The following is an 18372-nucleotide window of genomic DNA, read 5'->3' as shown; positions in this document are numbered from 1 at the left end:
GATCGAGAAAAAGATTTCGCCTATTCTGCAGAGCTCCCTGCAAATAAAGTAGTTTTATTCAAACGCAAAGACGCTCAAATCAATTATCAAAGTTATTCAGATCTAAAACCCTACACCATCGGCGTTGTTCGCGGATACGCCAACCCACCAGGCTTCGATGAAGCAGGCCTAACCCTCGCCCCCGTAACGACAGATAAACAGAACCTATTAAAATTATCTGCTTCCCGAATAGATTTAGTATTAGTAGATAAAGCACTAGGAAATTACATCATTAAAACGCAAATTCCTGATATGGCAAATCAACTCTAATCACTTGAGCCACCGCTAAAAAAAGATCCGCAATACTTGATGTTTTCAAGAAGTTCGCCTGGCTACCAAATAAAACTCAATGATTTTAACGATGGTCTGAAACAACTCAAAGAGTCGGGGGAAATAAAAGCGATCCTAGAAAAGCATGGGTTACAGTAGATAACTGTATCCTATCTGGGTCTAAGGTCAAATATTAGCCCTTACCCTATAGTAAGTTCGATAAGGGGCTTTTTAGCTATTCGCTGGTTACTGAATATCTTCAGAAAACTTGTCTCGACCAGAAAAGTATAGATTCTAGTCCTTGGGTGGAGGCGGTGCGAGGACTTCTCTAGATCCATTATGGCCGGCAGCACTGACAACACCAGCTTGCTCCATTGCTTCAACCAGGTTTGCAGCTCGGTTATAGCCTACCTTCAGCTTTCTCTGCACTGAGGAGATAGATACTCTTCTGGTTTCCGTAACAAATGCTACAGCCAGGTCGAACAAGGCATCTTGTTCGTTGTCTCCACCACCTTCTTCTGCAAAGGCTGCTACCGCGGGGTCTGAGCTATCGCCACCAGATAGAACCTCTTCAAGATAATTAGGTTGCCCGCGTTCTTTCCATGCTTCAACCACCTTATGAACTTCGTGGTCATCAACAAAAGCACCGTGAACACGAATTGGCACACCACTACCTGGTGGCATATATAGCATATCACCGTGACCCAAGAGCTGCTCTGCTCCACCCTGGTCCAATACGGTTCTAGAGTCGATCTTTGATGATACCTGGAAGGATATACGGGTAGGAACGTTTGCTTTGATCAAACCGGTAATGACGTCAACTGAGGGACGCTGAGTTGCGAGAATAAGGTGGATACCGGCGGCTCTTGCTTTTTGTGCGATACGCGCGATTAGCTCTTCGACCTTCTTGCCAACAATCATCATCATGTCGGCAAACTCATCAATAATTACCACTATAAAGGGTAAAGTCTCAAGATCCGGACGGTCACTTTCTTCATTTCTTAGGTGTAAATCTGGCACCCAGATAGGGTCCTTCATGGGCTCGCCGCGCTCAATAGCTTCTTTAACCTTTCGGTTATAGCCTGCAATGTTACGAACGCCCAAAGAAGCCATCAACTTATAACGGCGCTCCATTTCGGCAACACACCAACGCAGAGCATTCGCAGCCTCTTTCATATCGGTTACCACTGGGGTTAATAGGTGCGGTATACCATCATAAATTGAAAGCTCCAACATCTTTGGATCAACCATGATAAAACGCACTTCATCAGGTTGTGCTTTAAACAGCATACTTAGAATCATACTGTTAACACCAACCGACTTACCTGAACCCGTCGTACCGGCTACCAGCAAGTGCGGCATTTTCGCCAAGTTTGTAACGACCGGGTCGCCTGCAATATCGTTTCCTAACGCCAGGGTAACCGGTGACTCTGCATCATCATAATCCTTAGATAGCAAAACTTCGCTAAAGCGGACAATCTCTCGGTGCTCATTTGGTATCTCGATACCAACTACTGACTTACCAGGGATAACTTCAACCACCCTGACAGCAAGTACTGCCAAAGAACGAGCCAGATCCTTCGCTAGATTAGAAATCTTACTAACTTTTACACCGGGGGCTGGCTGAATCTCAAAACGTGTAATCACCGGGCCGGGATTAACCTCTACAACTTCCGCTTTGACACCAAAGTCGCCCAGCTTCTCTTCAAGTAGCCTAGACATATGCTCGAGCATCTCTTTGGAGAAGCCGAGTTTTTTATTAGTTTCTGCAGGATCAAGTAAAGATATAGACGGTAAAGGACCCTCTGAAGCAATAAACAAACTCCCCTGCTTTTCATCTTCCAAGCGCTTACTTGCTTTGCTCTTCTTAACAAAAGGTGAGATTTTAATTCCAGACTTCGTTTCGCTAGACGCATCACTTGCAACCTCAACATCATCTGCTTTGCCTTGCGCCTTGGTACCCGCTTTGACCTGAATAGGCGGCGACTGTTCAAGCTCGGAATCTACTGGAGAATATGGTTGTTTGCCTTTTGAAGTCTTAGGTGAGGCACGGCCCTTATCATCAATATAAGGCTCACTTCGCTTAGTGGCTTCACCCGTATCGGTTTTCTTAGAAAGCTTTTCTTTTAAAGCAGTGAGTTTTCCTTTAAGCAAAGAAACGGACCCTGTACTTGAATCTTTTTCGGCACGCTCCGGTGAAACATCGTTAACAGGGCGACGATCGTTAATATGAATTTCTCTTTCTTTAACTTGCTCTGCGATTTGAGAGGCTTCAGCGTCGCGCTTAAGCTTTTGATCAAGGCGCAGATCACGTTTATCAAGATACTTTGAATATAGGCGCTTAATAACGACAGATAATTTATCGTAAAGTTTAATCGTCAACGCTCCGGTTTTATCCATCAGCCCTAACCAGGAAATCCCGGTAAAAACTGTCAGACCAAATAGAAGCATCGACACTAACATCAAAGTAGTGCCCAGGATGTTAAATTGAGCGAGCATACTGTTTGATAATTCCATACCAACAATACCACCCGAAACGTTATCTAAGCCTGCGACCGAATAAATAGCCAATAAACCCGTGGCACCAAGCAAAGTCAGAACAAAACCGATAACCCGAATGATAAACATTGGCCAATGAAAGACCTTCCTGGACTTTCTATTCTTAAAAAGCAGCGCGGCGCGATAGCCGATTAATATTGGGAAGAGGTAGGAAACATAGCCAAAAAAGTGCAGCAGTATATCGGCAAACCATGCACCGGCTTTACCACCGTAATTTGAAGCAACCTGATTTGTACCCGTGCTACTCCAACCAGGATCCATCGGAGAGTGGGAAATTAATGCAGCGAACAGAAAAATGCAGACAGCAACCGTTAGAATCAAGGCACCTTCACGCGAGCCTTGGGATAAATAGGCATGAAAATGATGTTGTTCTGAGTTACTACTACCAGGTTGTGCCATGTCGCTTATCACTGAATTACTAACTATGGTTGGCGAATCGAAAAAATATAAGTGTACGGACTATAGCTAACAGTATAGGAAAGCTTGAGGTATTTTTTAACTTTTATCGTTAATTATATGAAATATAGGAAAAAAGCTTTGCAGCAACAGGCTTTATTAAGCGATTGCTGCAATGCCACGACTCAAGTCTGCGATTAAGTCATCAGTGCTTTCAAGCCCAACCGAGATTCGAATCAAATTATCACTGATACCCGATTTATCACGATCTTCCTGACTTAAACGACCATGAGTCGTTGTCGCAGGATGAGTAATCGTAGATTTAGCGTCACCTAAGTTAGCGGTAATTGAAACAAACTCCAGCGCATCTATAAAGCGCCAAGCTGCTGCCTTGTCTCCCTTAATTTTAAAGGACAATACACCGCTATTTCCTGTTTGTTGGGATGCAACCAGGTCTGCCTGAGGATGACTTGCTAAGCCAGAGTAAAACACTTGGTCAACTTCAGCTTGTTCTGACAACCACTGAGCGATTTTCATAGCCCCATCACCGTGAGCTTTCATACGTATACTCAGGGTTTCTAAGCCCTTCAGCATCACCCAGGCATTAAAGGGGCTCAAGGCAGCACCGCCAGAACGGATAAAACCATGAACCTCTTCGATAATTGCATTTGAGCCGACAACCGCGCCACCCAAACAACGTCCTTGGCCGTCAATGTATTTAGTCGCTGAATGCACTACGATATCAGCACCAAGCTTCAAAGGCTGCTGCAAGATAGGTGTACACATGCAGTTATCAACAACAAGCAAGCAGCCTTTCGAATGACGCCCTTGTCTCGCCAGTTCTGCCAGTCTTGCGATATCAACTACTTCACACAGTGGGTTCGACGGCGATTCAAGGAATAGAAACCTAGTATTGTCCTTGATGCTGGTCTGCCATTGCTCGTAATCAGTCAGATCAACAAAGCTAATCTCAACACCAAACTTCTTTACAAACTTTTCTAGCAGAACTGTCGTCGTGCCAAAAACACTGCGCGAACAAATGACATGATCACCCTGCTCTAACAGAGCGTAGCAAACAGACATAATAGCAGCCATACCCGATGCTGCAGCAACACCACGCTCGCCTCCTTCTAAGGCAGCTAAGCGCGCCTCAAACATCGCAACCGTTGGATTGGTGAAACGCGCATAGATGTTCCCAGGCTCTTCGCCTGCAAATCGTGCAGCAGCTTCTTGCGCTGAATTAAACACAAAGCTTGAGGTCGGAAAAATCGCTTCGCTGTGTTCAAGCTCAGGACTTCTAATTTGCCCAGCTCGTACTGCAAGCGTCTCTAAACCAACACCGTCCAAATTTGGAACGGGAATATTACCTTTCGGTGGCTGGCTATTCGCCATCTCTTCTCACCTTTAATTCGAATTTTTAGTTTTCTATGACAAATAATGAGCTAATTCAGCCTTAATTGTCGTTATGAAGATCGATAGTGGCGTCATCTTCATTTAACTTCTTTTTGTTTGAATCATTACGTGCTTGCTCAAGCCTGTCGAGGTAATCACCACATATATCACCCGTTGGATAGACTCCGTTGAAGACCGAGCAATCAAACTCATCAATGTCTTCGTTTCCATCTTTCGCACAACGAATAAGATCTTCCAGGTCTTGATAAACTAGCCAGTCTGCACCAATAATTTCCTGAATATCTTCAACCGTGCGGTCATGTGCAATCAACTCAGTTGCAGCAGGCATATCGATACCGTAAACATTTGGGTATCTTACCTCAGGCGCGGCAGATGCAAAGTACACGTTTTTAGCACCAGCGTCTCTAGCCATTTGTACGATTTCACGACATGTCGTACCCCGTACAATTGAGTCATCGACCAACATAACGTTTTTATCTTTAAACTCTAGTTCAATGGGGTTCAACTTCTGACGTACCGACTTCTTACGCTGATTCTGGCCTGGCATAATAAAAGTACGACCAATATAGCGGTTCTTGATGAAGCCTTCGCGAAACTTCACACCCAACTCCACCGCCATTTGCATTGCAGAGGTACGGCTAGTATCGGGGATAGGCATGACAACGTCGATATCGTGATCAGGACGCAGTCGTTTTACTTTTTGGGCAAGTGTTTCACCCATACGCAGGCGCGCCTTGTAAACAGAGACCTTATCTATAATAGAATCAGGGCGCGCGAAGTATACGTGCTCGAAAATACAAGGTGTCAGTTTAGGGTTTTCAGAACATTGCTGTGTATGCAGTGTTCCATCATTCTCAATATAGATCGCTTCACCAGGCTCTATATCGCGCACAAGCTCAAAGCCTAGGGCAGCAAGCGCTACGCTTTCGGAAGAAATCATATATTCGGTGCCCTGCTCCGTCTCACGCTTGCCATAGCAAACCGGACGAATACCGTAAGGGTCACGAAAAGCCAACACGCCGTAGCCAGTGATCATGGCAATGACTGCATAGGCGCCTCGGCACCGCTTATGAACTTCTTTAACCGCGTTAAAGATTTCTACTTGCGTAGGTACCAGCTTTCCTTGCTCCTGAAGCTCGTGAGCAAAGACATTCAATAGTACTTCTGAATCGGAATTAGTGTTTACATGACGTAAATCCGACTTCAGAACCCCACTCGCTAGCTCAGCCGTATTAGTCAGATTACCGTTATGCGCTAAGGTAATACCATAAGGAGAGTTAACATAAAAAGGCTGAGCTTCCGCAGAACTAGAAGAGCCTGCAGTTGGGTAGCGCACATGCCCAATACCTACATTGCCTTGCAGGCGTTTCATATGCCGTGTACGAAAAACATCACGTACTAGGCCATTATCCTTTCTTAAAAAGAAACGATCATCTTGGCAGGTAACAATGCCGGCAGCGTCCTGGCCGCGATGTTGCAAAACGGTTAATGCATCATACAACGATTGATTCGCGTTGTTTTTTCCAACAACACCTACGATGCCACACATATGACTACCTCTTTAAAAACGTTTCTATCAAACTTTGGTTTCTTTATGACTTTCGAATACTGATCGAGACCATTGCTCTAATATAGACAAATTCTCGATCATTACCGAATTTTGCCACCAGTCGCTTTGCTCAAAAGGCGTTAAGCGAACAATGGCTACAAGCACAACTGCAAGAATTAACCCCCTGGCAAGACCAAACACAATTCCTAGCATTCTATCTATTGGGGTTAAGCCAGTTAAACGTATCAAAGCACCAACAATGAAGTTGATACCAGCACCCACCAGCAAGGTACCTATAAACAACATAATAAATGCTGCGATGGTTCTTAGTACTGGTTCATTAATTGAGTCAATCAATAAGGTTTGGAGATTAGGATGAAAGCTGCGCGCCACAATAAAGGCAACCACCCATGTAGCAAGCGACAAGGCTTCCTTAACAAAACCTCGCCTGAGACTCATTAAACTTGAAAGTGAGATAATGACGATGAGCGTCCAGTCGGCCCAATTTAAACCTGACATTTAAAGCGCATTAACCCCGTTAGTCTCTGACTTGCAATGATACATTTAACCCAAACAAATGATATCCAAAAAACAGGCGCGCATAATAACAAAGATAATGGGGGTTACGCATCAAAAAAGATGAGTCGACTATCAACCTTATACTTTTGGTCGAGTTTCTTCTTGGTTTTTTCAGCTTCACGCTTCTTAACAAAAGGACCGGTGAAGACCCTAATCGCTTTTTTACCGCCCAACAAAACTTCTTTTGTATGCCCGTCAAAACCATCGGCCCTGAGTTTGTCTCTTAGCTTATAAGCGTTCTCAGTTTTACTAAACGTTCCTAACTGAACCATCCAAATATTTTTAAAAACGGGCAAATGCGACACTTTTGGCTTGGAAGCCAGTGGACGTTTAGAGGCTGCTACGACAGGCTTAACTTCTTTGGGCTTAGGGGATTTTTTGACAGCTGCTGGGCTGGAAGGACTCTTTACCTGGACATCATCCGAAGGTTTTGACGCCTCATCGCTTAGGGCGCCAAGCTCAATTTTCTTAATAGCTTTCTCAGAGGGGCTTGGCTTAAGCAACTCATCACCCTCTACAACTTTACCCGTGTCGCTATCGACCGAGAGCACTTTGAACTGAGGTTGAACCGGCTTACCGATCTCTATTGTTTTATAGTCAGGTTTGGGTGGCACCGGTACTAAAAGACTTCGTCCTTCGTTATGAGGCTTATCAAAAATCATTGGCAGAAATATAATCGCCAAAGACAAGATAACGAACGCTCCGACCAAGCGTTGCTTTAAACTATCAACTGATTCACTCATAACTATCCATAAACTTTTTTGCGGCTTCGACAGTAAAGAACGAGCCAAACACTAACACAAGCGACTCTTTACCAGTAGTCATAGCCGATATTTCCTTCTCTTTTTGCTCTAGGCTAAACGCAAGTGCTTGATCTATCGTCTCGAAGCTAAGAACCTTATCGGACACTTCAGAAAGCACACTCTGCAATTCGGCAATAGACATTGCTCTGTCAACATTCAATGGCGCTATTAGCCAGCGATCCACAGATTCTGAAAGTTCCGCGACAACGCCTCGAACATCTTTATCTGCTAACGCAGAGAACACAACTTCAATTTTATCTTTTCCCTCACCCTCTTTTAACAAAAAGGACTTTAGGAACCTTGCTGCGTGAGGATTATGGCCTACATCAAAATATAAGCCTTTTACTTGGCTAGACTGTTCAAGGCGCCCTGACAACTTAACATTGCACATGCTTCGATATACCGAGTCGGCATCCAGCGAGCGGCCATCAAGCAATAGAGCGATTAACTGATAGGCGAGAAGAATATTGTTATCGGGTAAATTTAGCTTTGGAAACCCCTGAAACTTGAACCTACTCAAATCTTTCTGGGCAACACTCACCAAGTCATCGTCAATATAGAAATCTTCATGACAGACCAAGGTTTGACAAGCGAGCTTCTCAGCACATTCAAAGACGCTTTGAGGAAGGTTTTCACCAGCCAAAAATGGCTGACCTTTCCTTAGGATACCAGCCTTCTCTCTGCCTATTTGTTGAATATCGTCGCCGAGCCAGTCAATGTGATCAATGTCGATTGAAGTAATCACGGAGATATCTGCATCAACGATATTTACGGCATCCAAGCGCCCTCCTAAACCGATTTCGAGCAACACGACATCAAGATCTGCATTAAAGAGGACGTACAAAGCAGCCAAGGTGCCGAACTCAAAGTAGGTAAGCGGAGTGTCTCCCCTCACCTCGTCAATATATTGGAAGGCCTCAACAAGCTGATGGTCACTTGCATCAACGCCAAGCAATTGGACTCGTTCGTTGTATTTAGATATATGTGGAGAAGTATAGGTACCACACCTTAGCCCTTGCGAAGCCAGGCCAGCTTGGCTCAAAGCAATTGTCGAGCCCTTGCCATTAGTACCTGCGACCACCACAATTTTTCGCGGGCGCGCCTCAAAGCTCATTTTTTGGTAGACAGACTTTACTCTATCTAAGCCAAGCTCAATTTCTTTTGGGTGAGATTGTGATATGTGGCTTAGCCACTGATCGAGAGTGTTTAGCACGTTAGGCATGACTTAGGTAGACTGAAGCTCTTCACTCTCAGGTTCGGAATCAGAACCATCGCTATCAGCACTACTTTCTTCAGGTTTAGTCTCTTTAACTTCGTCCGGCGCTACTTTCGCCACTCTGAACTCTGTCAGTTTTGAAATAAGCGAAGACAAGCGATCCCTTAGTTCATGGCGCTCTAGTATCATATCGATTGCGCCATGCTCTAGCAAAAACTCACTCCGTTGAAAACCTTCTGGTAGCTTCTCTCGCACAGTTTGCTCAATAACACGTGGTCCGGCGAAGCCTATCAAAGCATTTGGTTCTGCGATATTCAAATCGCCCAACATCGCCAGACTAGCAGATACTCCACCAAATACAGGGTCTGTTAGTACAGAAATATAGGGAAGTCGTGCCTCTTTTAACTTCTCAAGTGCAGCGGCTGTTTTCGCCATTTGCATAAGTGAGATCAAGGCCTCCTGCATCCGCGCACCACCACTGGCACTAAAGCAAATCAATGGTTTACTTTCATCAAGACATAATTTTATCGCGCGAACAAATTTCTCCCCGACGACAGCCCCCATAGAACCACCAAGAAAAGAGAACTCAAATGCAGCAACGACAACCGGAACACCGTTTACTTCACCCTTAAAAGTAATCAAAGCGTCTTTTTCACCGCTCGCTTTTTGATTCGATACCAACCTGTCTTTGTATTTCTTCGTGTCTTTAAACTTCAGACGATCAACCGGCTCAAGGTTGGCATTAAGCTCAACCCGGTTATCGGGGTCAAGAAAGAGATCAATTCGCTGGCGAGCGGATACACGCATATGATGTTGGCATTTAGGGCAAACATTAAGATTTTTCTCAAGCTCAGGGCCATATAAAGCAGCACTACACTTTGGGCACTTTTTCCATACGCCTTCAGGTATATTGCCTTTTGAACCCGAGTCAGAACGAATCGACTTGGGTTTAATGATGTCCAGCCAACTACTCATTTTTCTACCTACACTCGTAACTTACACATTCAAAGTAAGAGATGGATTAAGCATCCATTGCAATACGCATTGATGAAACCAAGCCCTTAACGGCCTTATTTAACGCAACTTGATCATCTTTATTTTCAGCAATCAGATTTACAATGACGCTGCCAACAATAACGCCATTAGCTAACTTGGAAACAGCAGCAGCTGACGCTGCATCTCTAATCCCAAAGCCAACCCCAACCGGGATTTGGTTATATTTTTGGATCAATGCAACCTTCTCGGCAACCTCAGTTGTACTCAGTTCAGCTGAACCGGTGACACCTTTAACGGATACGTAATATACATAGCCGCTGCTATGACGACCGATATGCTGTATTCTCTCGTCGGTAGTTGTCGGTGCGATCAGGAAGATAGAGTCCAGATCATTTTCTTTCAGAAATGGTACAAGAGATTCAGCCTCTTCAGGCGGCAAGTCGACGATTAACGCACCATCAACACCAACCTCGGCAGCTTCAATAGCAAATTTTTCGTAACCTTTAATTTCCAAGGGGTTTAGGTAGCCCATCAATACGACCGGAGTATCTTGGTCTGTTTCACGAAATTCCTTCACCATCGAAAATATATCATCAAGCGATACATTGTGTTCAAGTGCACGCTCGCAGGCTAACTGAATTACCGGGCCATCGGCCATCGGGTCGGAAAATGGCACGCCAAGCTCGATTATGTCTGCGCCAGCTTCGACTAAGGTATGCATAATCTCAACCGTTGCGCCCGGTCTAGGGTCACCGCCAGTTACGTATGGGATTAATGCTTTTTTACCTTCGGCTTGCAAGTTCTCTAATACAGATTGAATACGACTCATAACTACACCTCAATTCCATCTATGCCAGCAACGGTATGAATATCTTTATCACCACGACCTGAAAGGTTAATGATCATAATTTTATCGGATGACATCGTCGCCGCCTTTTTAATTCCATAGGCGATTGCATGACTTGACTCAAGTGCAGGCATAATACCCTCAACTAGCGTTAGGCGACGGAATGCAGCAAGTGCCTCATCGTCGGTAACCGACACGTAATTTGCTCGCTTCATGTCCTTCAACCAGGAATGCTCAGGACCAACGCCTGGATAATCAAGCCCTGCAGAAATAGAGTGAGTGCCCTGAATCTGGCCAGCCTTATCAGACATCAAGTAGGTACGATTTCCGTGAAGAACTCCCGGAGCGCCAGCGCATAGCGGCGCAGCATGCTCACCAGTCTCGATACCGTGTCCTCCAGCCTCAACACCATACATCTCAACATCGTGGTCGCAGATAAAGGGGTAAAATAAACCGATTGCATTCGAGCCACCACCTACACAAGCGACTAAAGCATCAGGTAATCGCCCTTCTTTCTCAAGGCACTGAGCTTTTGCTTCTCGACCGATGATCGCCTGGAAGTCACGCACAAGCATAGGGTAAGGGTGAGGCCCCGCAACCGTACCAATAATATAAAAAGTATTATCGACATTCGTTACCCAGTCTCGAAGCGCTTCATTCATCGCATCTTTTAGGGTTTTAGTGCCGCTTGTTACTGCTTCAACTTCTGCACCCAGGAGCTTCATTCGATAAACGTTCAGAGCTTGACGACGCACATCTTCAATGCCCATAAAGACCTTACATTCGAGGCCCAAACGAGCTGCAACGGTCGCAGAAGCAACACCGTGCTGACCTGCACCTGTCTCAGCAATCACTCTTGGCTTACCTAAGTACTTAGCTAATAGTGCCTGACCGATGGTATTATTTACTTTGTGCGCGCCGGTATGATTAAGGTCCTCTCGCTTAAGGTAGATCTTTGCACCGCCCACTTCTCTAGTCAGACGTTCGGCAAAATAAAGCGGTGAAGGCCGACCCACATAGTCAGCCATATCCTTATCAAACTCTTTACAGAACTCAGGGTCATCTTTGAGAGAAAGGTATTTCTTCTCAAGGTCTTCAAGCGATGACATCAAAGTCTCTGAAACAAATCGACCACCATAAGGGCCAAAATGCCCTTTATTATCAGGAAGTTGAGCTAACAATTCTTCAGTAATTCGTGTATTCGCTGGCACTCGACACCTCATCTACAAAACTTGAAACTTTAGAGTGGTCTTTCACACCCTTACGTAATTCTACACCGCCACTTACATCTACCGCATAGGGGCGCACCTGTTTAACAGCAGCGCGCACATTCGAGGCGTTTAAGCCCCCGGCAAGAATAAGTGGTTTAGTGGTATTTTTTGGAATAATTGACCATTCAAAGGCCTCTCCTGTTCCACCAGGAACACCTTTTTTATAAGTATCTAGCAATAAGCCTAAGGCACTAGAGTAATGTTTATCGGCCTCTAGAATATCTTGCTCGCACTGAACACGCACGGCTTTAATATAAGGACGATCAAAGCTTGAACAAAAATCTTCGTTTTCATCGCCGTGAAACTGAATAAGGCTTAGCGAGGCTAGGTTAGAAACCTCTTTCACATAAGACTTAGAAGCATTAACAAATAAACCTACAGCAGAAACAAAAGGTGGAAGTTTAGCAATAATATCGCAAGCAAGTTCAGGAGAAACATAACGCGGACTCGGTTCATAAAAAACAAAACCAAGCGCATCAGCACCGGCGTTCACGGCACCCAAGGCATCACTTAAAGATGTTATACCACAAATTTTTGTTCTAGTGCGCACTTTGTCTTGCACAACCCTTTAGCTAAAAATAAATATGCGTCAGCATTATATCGATTTGCTAGACTGCATAATAGTGAAAAATAGTTGAGGCGCTGCTCGCTTCCTAAAACACAGGGCCAGACCATACATACTACAATGCTTAACTAGTCGAGCCTATGAGAAATACGCCACAGATCTGCATCATTGTCCATGCTTCCCGATGCACTTGCAATCATTGAGCGAATTATCGACGGCGCTCCTTGAGATACAGGCACACCAAAATGGGAGGGGTAATCGACATGCGTTAAGAACAAACCATTTGGCTGCGCAGTCACTCCCCCCTTAGTCCGGTCTCGTGCTTCGAGCACCCCGGCACACCAATCTACTGGTTTTCTCTGCTTACCTATTTCCATCAAAACACCAGCAATGTTACGAACCATGTGATGCAAAAATGCATTTCCCTTAATATCAATAACTAAAATATCGCCGAAGCGTTGAACATTAATAAATTCGACAAACCGAAACGGCGTTCTTGACTGGCAGCCTACAGCCCTGAACGAGCTAAAGTCATGCTCACCCACCAAACATTGAGCTGCCTGGTGCATCTTTATTTCATCTAAGGGGTCATGACACCAAGTCATTTCATTATGGAAGATTGAAGGCCTGACCGGGTGATTGTATATCACATAATGATAGCGCCTACTGGTAGCAGAAAATCGCGCATGAAACTCAGAGTCAACACAGCCAGCCCATGAAACACTGATATCTTTTGGTAGGTTTGAGTTGCTACCAAAAACCCACGCTCTTTCACTACGCTGCACTTCGGTGTCAAAATGAACAACCTGATGAGCACCGTGCACACCCTTATCGGTTCTGCCCGCGCAAACAAGCTCTATGGACTGATTGGCGACACTTGATACAGCCTCTTGTAAGTATTTTTGAACGGTAGGTAAGCCACTCTTTTGAGACTGCCACCCGTGATAAGCACTACCATTATATGACAAGCATAACGCAACACGGCCAGTAACGATTTCGTTACCGGCCGTGTCATTCGAAAGATGACCAGAACTCATTTGAGAGTCAACTCAGGTCGTCTAATTAAGACAAGTTTCATCCAAAAACTACCACTGCAAAATAATTAGTCCAATGAACTTAGCAATTCAGCCGCCTCTGCTTGCTGCTCAGAACTGCCTTCTTTAGTTACTTCTTCTAGTATATCTTTGGCGCCCTCGATATCACCCATATCGATATACGCTCGTGCCAAGTCAAGCTTGGTAGACGCTTCATCAGTACCTTCAAGGAAGTCAAACTCGCTTGCATCACCAAGGTCTTCATCAAACGACTGATCTGCATTCATCTTATCTGAAGCTTGCTCAAGAATATCATCGCTGATAACCGGCTTTTCGGCACCTAATGTTGCGTCAGACTCTAAATCTCCTTCTCCGCCCTGAGCTAATGATTCAACGATGGCTGAATCACTTAAATCTGAAGGCAGCTGAATCTCGGTTTCTTGCTCAAGCTCGCCGCTTAAATCTATGTCATCAAGATCCACGTCAAGAATCGCATCATCAAACTCACCAGAGTCTGACAACTCATCAGTAATCTCATCTACAGTTTCGTCTAGCACATCACTAGGCTCTAGAAGCGAGTCATCCAAGTCAGCAGTTAATTCTGCATCGAGTGATTCATCAATACCTAGATCATGCTCTTCATCTAGTTCAACACTGTCAAAGTCAAAAGATTGTGGTTCTTCCTCAAGCGCTTCAGCTTCAGCCTCAATAGACGCTTCAACCTCGCGTTTTGAGGCCTCAACCTCTTCCATCTCGCGATCTAGCTCAAGCTCATGTTCTTTATCTTCTAGCGACACCAACTGCTCATCCAGCATATCTCCGCGGATAGCGCTCGCTTGATCTAAGGCTTCAGAATCCTGAATTGCTTCTAATTCGCTATACTGGCGGTTAAATGCTTCAGTATCACCACTTTGCTTATATACTTCCAGCAACTTCAAGCGCAAGTCTGTTCTAACAGGTTCTTCTGAAATTGCACTTTCAAGAACTGCTGCAGCCTGATCCAGTCTGCCATAGGCAATGTAAACATCAACTTCAGCGATTACATCCTCATTTTCCTCGCCAGAGACGGCAGGCTCTTCTTCAGCAAATAAGTCTTCATCTATGTATTCGTCATCATCTTCAAGAGGGCTATCTAAAGATTCAACTTGCATGCCGTCTTCTTCAGCATCCTGATAATCGTCTTCCGACGATAGCGCATCTTCGCCCTCTTCTTCATATTCAATTTCGTCACTATCGTGCATTGCCTGAAACTCTTGCTCACGCTTAGCGTTATTACGCGAAACCAACCAGAGGACAAACACAACCAGCACAACAACTAGAACAGCAATTGATAAGTAGAGAGGATTACCAACGATCACTTCGATAATGTTCTGCTCAGCCTTAGCTGGCTTGCTTACAGGCATTTCAATAGACTTAGCCTTTTCAACTGCTGGCGATTTCTCAGCAGGTTTCATGCTCTCGGCCTGACCTGCTTGCTCAGTCTTTGGCATCGCTGCAATTTGCTCAGTACTTTCCTTAGCTTCAGCCATAGCGTCTTTTGCGGCTACCGTCTGATCAGAAGCCTCAGCAGCATTTTCAGCAACTGCGTCAGGCATTGCCATCAGCTTATCAGCCTCAGATAGCTCCTCAGTTTCCTGCGCAGCCTTCGCTTCCGCTAGCTCATTGACTCGCATTTGCGTCTGAATATTTGCTAGCTGATCATTCTTTAATGTAAGGAGTCTTTGCAAGGTTTGTAGCTGTTCTTCTAAGTCAGAAACACGACTATTTAACTCTTTATTCTCGATACTCGCTTTATCCAATTTTTCTAGCGTAATCGCTAGCTTCGGATCAGTCTCTTTACCGTTACTGCCGCCTGTTGCAGAGCTACCAGAGTTAGCACTGCTAGCACCGTCGTTTGTCTTTTCAGCAACAACAAGCTTGAGTTCATCACCAGCCCGCTTAACTGCTGGCTGATTAACGTCAGTTTTCGGTGCTTGGCTTGAAGCTACCGACTTCGAGCGTTTGCCTCTCGCAGACTCGTTCTGCGAAATAACTTCTTCTATTGCCTGATGCGTTGAACGCTGCTTAATCTGCTCAAGGCTGGGCAAACGTAGAACCTGACCTGCCTTCAATTTATTGATATTACCCTGAATGAAGGCACCTGGATTTAGGTCCTGAATAGCCAACATAACCTGCTGAGGGCTAACACTTCTATTTGGCCGCGCCTTGATTGCGATATCCCATAACGTATCAGAGCTACCAGTTGGGCCGTACTCACCACCTGAAATACCAGTCGAAGGGTTAGCAACAGAACGGCGACTTACCGGTGCAGGCTCTGGTACATTAAAAACATCGCCAGTTTGCGCTACCTGCGTCGTAACACTTGCAGCTTTAACCGGTGCGACAGGGTCTTCTGAAAATAATGGAGGATCAATCAACAAAGCGTATTCACGCAATAGTCGGCCACTTGGCCAAATCACTTCTACTAAGAAATTTAAAAACGGCTCTCGGACAGGTTTGTTTGTCGTAAGAACAACGACAAGCTTACCATCGGCATTCGTTTCAACTTTAAACCTCAGATCGGATAAAAAGTAAACACGGTCGACATTCGCTTTTAAAAACTCTTCGCGCGTTGCTAGTCCAGGAAGAATTTCTTCTGCCGAGAAATCACCTGAGTTTACAAGCTCTATTTCAGCTTTTAAGGGTTGGTTAAGTGCAGACGTTACAGTCGCCTCACCAATTCCAAGAGCGAAAACAGACTCAGCAATCAATACACCGAGTAGTGATAGAGCAAAGGCCAGCTTGCGTATCATCACTTATTATCCTTTATTATTTCTAACTTAAAAAAACAGTTCACTTATCTACTACCTTATAAAACTCTTCTACTCTACTCACACAAACAGGCATAGCCCATAAAACAAGGTATACAGGTAAAGAGGATTTTTTAAACACTGTAGATTAAGAAACCGCCACATTTTATTGCTTTTATTGGAAAAAATTCTGCAATATCCAATAAAGTATTGTTTAAACAAGCAGAATTATCAACAAATCTTTGTGTTTAGATTTGTTAAGTTTAAGTTTCATAAAAATGCACAACGAATACTGAACAATTAACGATCAATACGCATACAACCTGAACCAAACAGGAAGCTTTTCAAACGAAGGCTCTCCATGCAATGGCCCAAGTACTCGAAGCGTGATAGGTAATTTGGCTTGCCCTAGGGATTTACTTAACACTGCTACCTGAACCTCACCTTTTGTACGCAACTGATCCCAAAGCACTTTGGTTGGCTTCAGTTCTTGATCTGCATAGACAACCAAATATAGCTCAGAGGCTTCTACCGACTCAATATACCGGGCTATTGCCTCCGCTTGGTTTTTCGTAACATCACCCTCGCCCATGGAAGACCCGTTAAGCCAGACACCAACTGGCTCCGCATAATCCCCATCAGCAGCCGAGCTTTTGGTCACAGTCAGCTCATATATGAAACGCTGCCTAAGGCCATTCTGCACAAAATAGACGGCCGACCAGACTTCTTTCCCCTTACTGAGTGCCCTGCTTGCAACATAGTATTGATCACTATCACGGCCATACAGCTTATGCTCATCAAAAATTTTGTTCGCCCAGTAATTACTGCTGCCACAAGCGCGTTTTTTACACTGGAATAAGATTTCGCCTTTTACTGCTGCAGACTCCAGGTAATAATCAAAAGCCTGACTTAGCTCAACACCACTTTTGAGCCGATATAAACGTGACTCGACATCACCTGCAACAAACTCTTGCTTCTCGATACTCAAGGTATTACTGATGCGCTTCGGCGCGCTCAAAACGATCATCTGTTCAGAAGCTAAGCTTTCAACACTGCCCTCTAAAGAGACAGCCTTATAATTTTCCAAGCCTGAACTCAGCACATCCTGTACCAAGAAAAAAGATAGCAATAAAGTGAAAACCAGACTCTTTTTACTTATCGATAATTTCATCAATTAACTCCGCTGTTGCTGCAACATCACCATCCATGTGGAAGTGATGCCCACCTTCTAGGTCAAAGCGCGTAACATCCTTAAAATAAGATACCCGTTTTTGAGTCCTCTGAGCATCCGAGAAATACCCTTGTTTACCACATAAAACAAAGACCGGACATTCGATACCATTTAACACAACTTCAACTTGTTTTTCAGAAAACCGTACCATAGAAGGGGCTAGTAATTTCGGGTCTGAGCGCCAAATATAACCACCTTCTACCTCCTCTGTACCTCGCTCAATTAACAGCTGCGCTGCTTCTTTTGATACTTTTCCAATCCCCATCATTCGAACGCGAATAGCCATTTCTTTAGTTGGGTAAATGGTCTTTTTACTCTCTCGCGTCTGAGCAGCCTTTGCTACCGCTTTTTTAAGCTGTGGCAATACATTTTCTATTTCGTCTGTTAGAGGCCCTAAACTATCTAATAGAATTAGTTTATCAACCTTTTCTGGCATTGATGCAGCTAAAAACGAACACACAATCCCACCTAACGAATGACCAATCAAGGTAACTTTCTCGCCCGCATCATCAATCTGTTCGAGCACAGAATCTATAAACACGGCAATATCCACCACATTATCGACTAAATGATAAGACGACGAACTTGGCCTATGCTCGCTCCAACCATGCCCAGCCATTTCGACTGCATAGAAGGGACGATCTAGATTTAGGTAGTTGCATAGGGGTAGAAACGAAGCCGCATTGTCGAGCCATCCATGCAGTGCGATAACCGGCACACCATGACGTACACTATTTTTATAACCCGACAAACGCAATTTATCGGTTTGAATACTAAAAGGGCCTAACTCCATTCCATTCAACCTTTATGATAAT

General features: G+C 44.6%; 15 protein-coding genes. 1 reads left to right on the top strand and 14 read right to left on the bottom strand.

Annotation, left to right across the window (positions count from 1 at the left end):
* Positions 1 to 309: ABC transporter substrate-binding protein (locus tag A3766_RS17360; protein ID WP_156508948.1), on the top strand; the 309-nt coding region annotated here is incomplete at its 5' end.
* Positions 310 to 603: 294 nt separating this feature from the next.
* Here the strand turns inward: A3766_RS17360 and A3766_RS32715 are convergent.
* The 14 genes from A3766_RS32715 to A3766_RS17290 form a co-directional block, all read right to left on the bottom strand.
* Complete coding sequence (locus A3766_RS32715) at positions 604 to 3267, bottom strand: DNA translocase FtsK (RefSeq protein WP_068515756.1); 2664 nt, start codon at positions 3265 to 3267, stop codon at positions 604 to 606.
* A 156-nt stretch (positions 3268 to 3423) separates the two neighbouring features.
* Complete coding sequence (locus A3766_RS17350) at positions 3424 to 4656, bottom strand: O-succinylhomoserine sulfhydrylase (RefSeq protein WP_068515759.1); 1233 nt, start codon at positions 4654 to 4656, stop codon at positions 3424 to 3426.
* A 61-nt stretch (positions 4657 to 4717) separates the two neighbouring features.
* The gene (purF, locus tag A3766_RS17345; RefSeq protein ID WP_068552637.1) at positions 4718 to 6226 is read right to left on the bottom strand and encodes an amidophosphoribosyltransferase; all 1509 of its coding nucleotides are present in this window, start codon (positions 6224 to 6226) and stop codon (positions 4718 to 4720) included.
* Positions 6227 to 6253: 27 nt separating this feature from the next.
* Positions 6254 to 6745, bottom strand: coding sequence for a CvpA family protein (locus A3766_RS17340; protein ID WP_068515765.1), 492 nt, complete (start codon positions 6743 to 6745; stop codon positions 6254 to 6256).
* 104 nt (positions 6746 to 6849) lie between these two features.
* The gene (locus A3766_RS17335) at positions 6850 to 7548 is read right to left on the bottom strand and encodes an SPOR domain-containing protein (RefSeq protein ID WP_068515768.1); all 699 of its coding nucleotides are present in this window, start codon (positions 7546 to 7548) and stop codon (positions 6850 to 6852) included.
* Positions 7541 to 8830: a folylpolyglutamate synthase/dihydrofolate synthase family protein gene (locus tag A3766_RS17330; protein ID WP_068515771.1), complete on the bottom strand. Its 1290-nt coding sequence runs from the start codon at positions 8828 to 8830 to the stop codon at positions 7541 to 7543. The genes A3766_RS17335 and A3766_RS17330 overlap by 8 nt, the downstream gene beginning before the upstream one ends.
* 3 nt (positions 8831 to 8833) lie before the next feature.
* Entirely contained in the window at positions 8834 to 9799 is a 966-nt protein-coding gene (gene accD, locus A3766_RS17325; RefSeq protein WP_068513657.1) for an acetyl-CoA carboxylase, carboxyltransferase subunit beta, read from the bottom strand.
* A gap of 46 nt (positions 9800 to 9845) precedes the next feature.
* A complete protein-coding gene (gene trpA / locus A3766_RS17320) occupies positions 9846 to 10649 on the bottom strand; it encodes a tryptophan synthase subunit alpha (protein ID WP_068513659.1) in 804 nt (267 codons plus the stop codon).
* Between the two features lie 2 nt (positions 10650 to 10651).
* Complete coding sequence (gene trpB, locus A3766_RS17315) at positions 10652 to 11878, bottom strand: tryptophan synthase subunit beta (protein ID WP_231872142.1); 1227 nt, start codon at positions 11876 to 11878, stop codon at positions 10652 to 10654.
* Positions 11853 to 12488, bottom strand: a complete 636-nt coding sequence (locus A3766_RS17310) for a phosphoribosylanthranilate isomerase (RefSeq protein WP_068513752.1) — start codon at positions 12486 to 12488, stop codon at positions 11853 to 11855. The genes trpB and A3766_RS17310 overlap by 26 nt, the downstream gene beginning before the upstream one ends.
* Positions 12489 to 12631: 143 nt before the next feature.
* Positions 12632 to 13540: a tRNA pseudouridine(38-40) synthase TruA gene (gene truA / locus A3766_RS17305; protein ID WP_068513664.1), complete on the bottom strand. Its 909-nt coding sequence runs from the start codon at positions 13538 to 13540 to the stop codon at positions 12632 to 12634.
* A 65-nt stretch (positions 13541 to 13605) separates the two neighbouring features.
* Positions 13606 to 16329: a FimV/HubP family polar landmark protein gene (locus A3766_RS17300; protein WP_068513667.1), complete on the bottom strand. Its 2724-nt coding sequence runs from the start codon at positions 16327 to 16329 to the stop codon at positions 13606 to 13608.
* Positions 16330 to 16633: 304 nt separating this feature from the next.
* Entirely contained in the window at positions 16634 to 17497 is an 864-nt protein-coding gene (locus A3766_RS17295; protein ID WP_068553128.1) for a DUF4892 domain-containing protein, read from the bottom strand.
* Positions 17478 to 18350, bottom strand: a complete 873-nt coding sequence (locus A3766_RS17290) for an alpha/beta fold hydrolase (protein ID WP_068513671.1) — start codon at positions 18348 to 18350, stop codon at positions 17478 to 17480. The genes A3766_RS17295 and A3766_RS17290 overlap by 20 nt, the downstream gene beginning before the upstream one ends.
* Between the last annotated feature and the right edge of the window lie 22 nt (positions 18351 to 18372).

The organism is Oleiphilus sp. HI0132, assembly GCF_001635845.1.
This window is presented reverse-complemented; position numbering and strand designations above follow the sequence as displayed.

Excerpts from the sequence above, each read along its gene's own strand:
- A3766_RS32715 (WP_068515756.1), bottom strand. The coding sequence starts at position 3,267 with ATGGCACAACCTGGTAGTAGTAACTCAGAACAACATCATTTTCATGCC.
- A3766_RS17350 (WP_068515759.1), bottom strand. The coding sequence starts at position 4,656 with ATGGCGAATAGCCAGCCACCGAAAGGTAATATTCCCGTTCCAAATTTG.
- purF (WP_068552637.1), bottom strand. The coding sequence starts at position 6,226 with ATGTGTGGCATCGTAGGTGTTGTTGGAAAAAACAACGCGAATCAATCG.
- A3766_RS17340 (WP_068515765.1), bottom strand. The coding sequence starts at position 6,745 with ATGTCAGGTTTAAATTGGGCCGACTGGACGCTCATCGTCATTATCTCA.
- A3766_RS17335 (WP_068515768.1), bottom strand. The coding sequence starts at position 7,548 with ATGAGTGAATCAGTTGATAGTTTAAAGCAACGCTTGGTCGGAGCGTTC.
- A3766_RS17330 (WP_068515771.1), bottom strand. The coding sequence starts at position 8,830 with ATGCCTAACGTGCTAAACACTCTCGATCAGTGGCTAAGCCACATATCA.
- accD (WP_068513657.1), bottom strand. The coding sequence starts at position 9,799 with ATGAGTAGTTGGCTGGACATCATTAAACCCAAGTCGATTCGTTCTGAC.
- trpA (WP_068513659.1), bottom strand. The coding sequence starts at position 10,649 with ATGAGTCGTATTCAATCTGTATTAGAGAACTTGCAAGCCGAAGGTAAA.
- truA (WP_068513664.1), bottom strand. The coding sequence starts at position 13,540 with ATGAGTTCTGGTCATCTTTCGAATGACACGGCCGGTAACGAAATCGTT.
- A3766_RS17300 (WP_068513667.1), bottom strand. The coding sequence starts at position 16,329 with ATGATACGCAAGCTGGCCTTTGCTCTATCACTACTCGGTGTATTGATT.
- A3766_RS17295 (WP_068553128.1), bottom strand. The coding sequence starts at position 17,497 with ATGAAATTATCGATAAGTAAAAAGAGTCTGGTTTTCACTTTATTGCTA.
- A3766_RS17290 (WP_068513671.1), bottom strand. The coding sequence starts at position 18,350 with ATGGAGTTAGGCCCTTTTAGTATTCAAACCGATAAATTGCGTTTGTCG.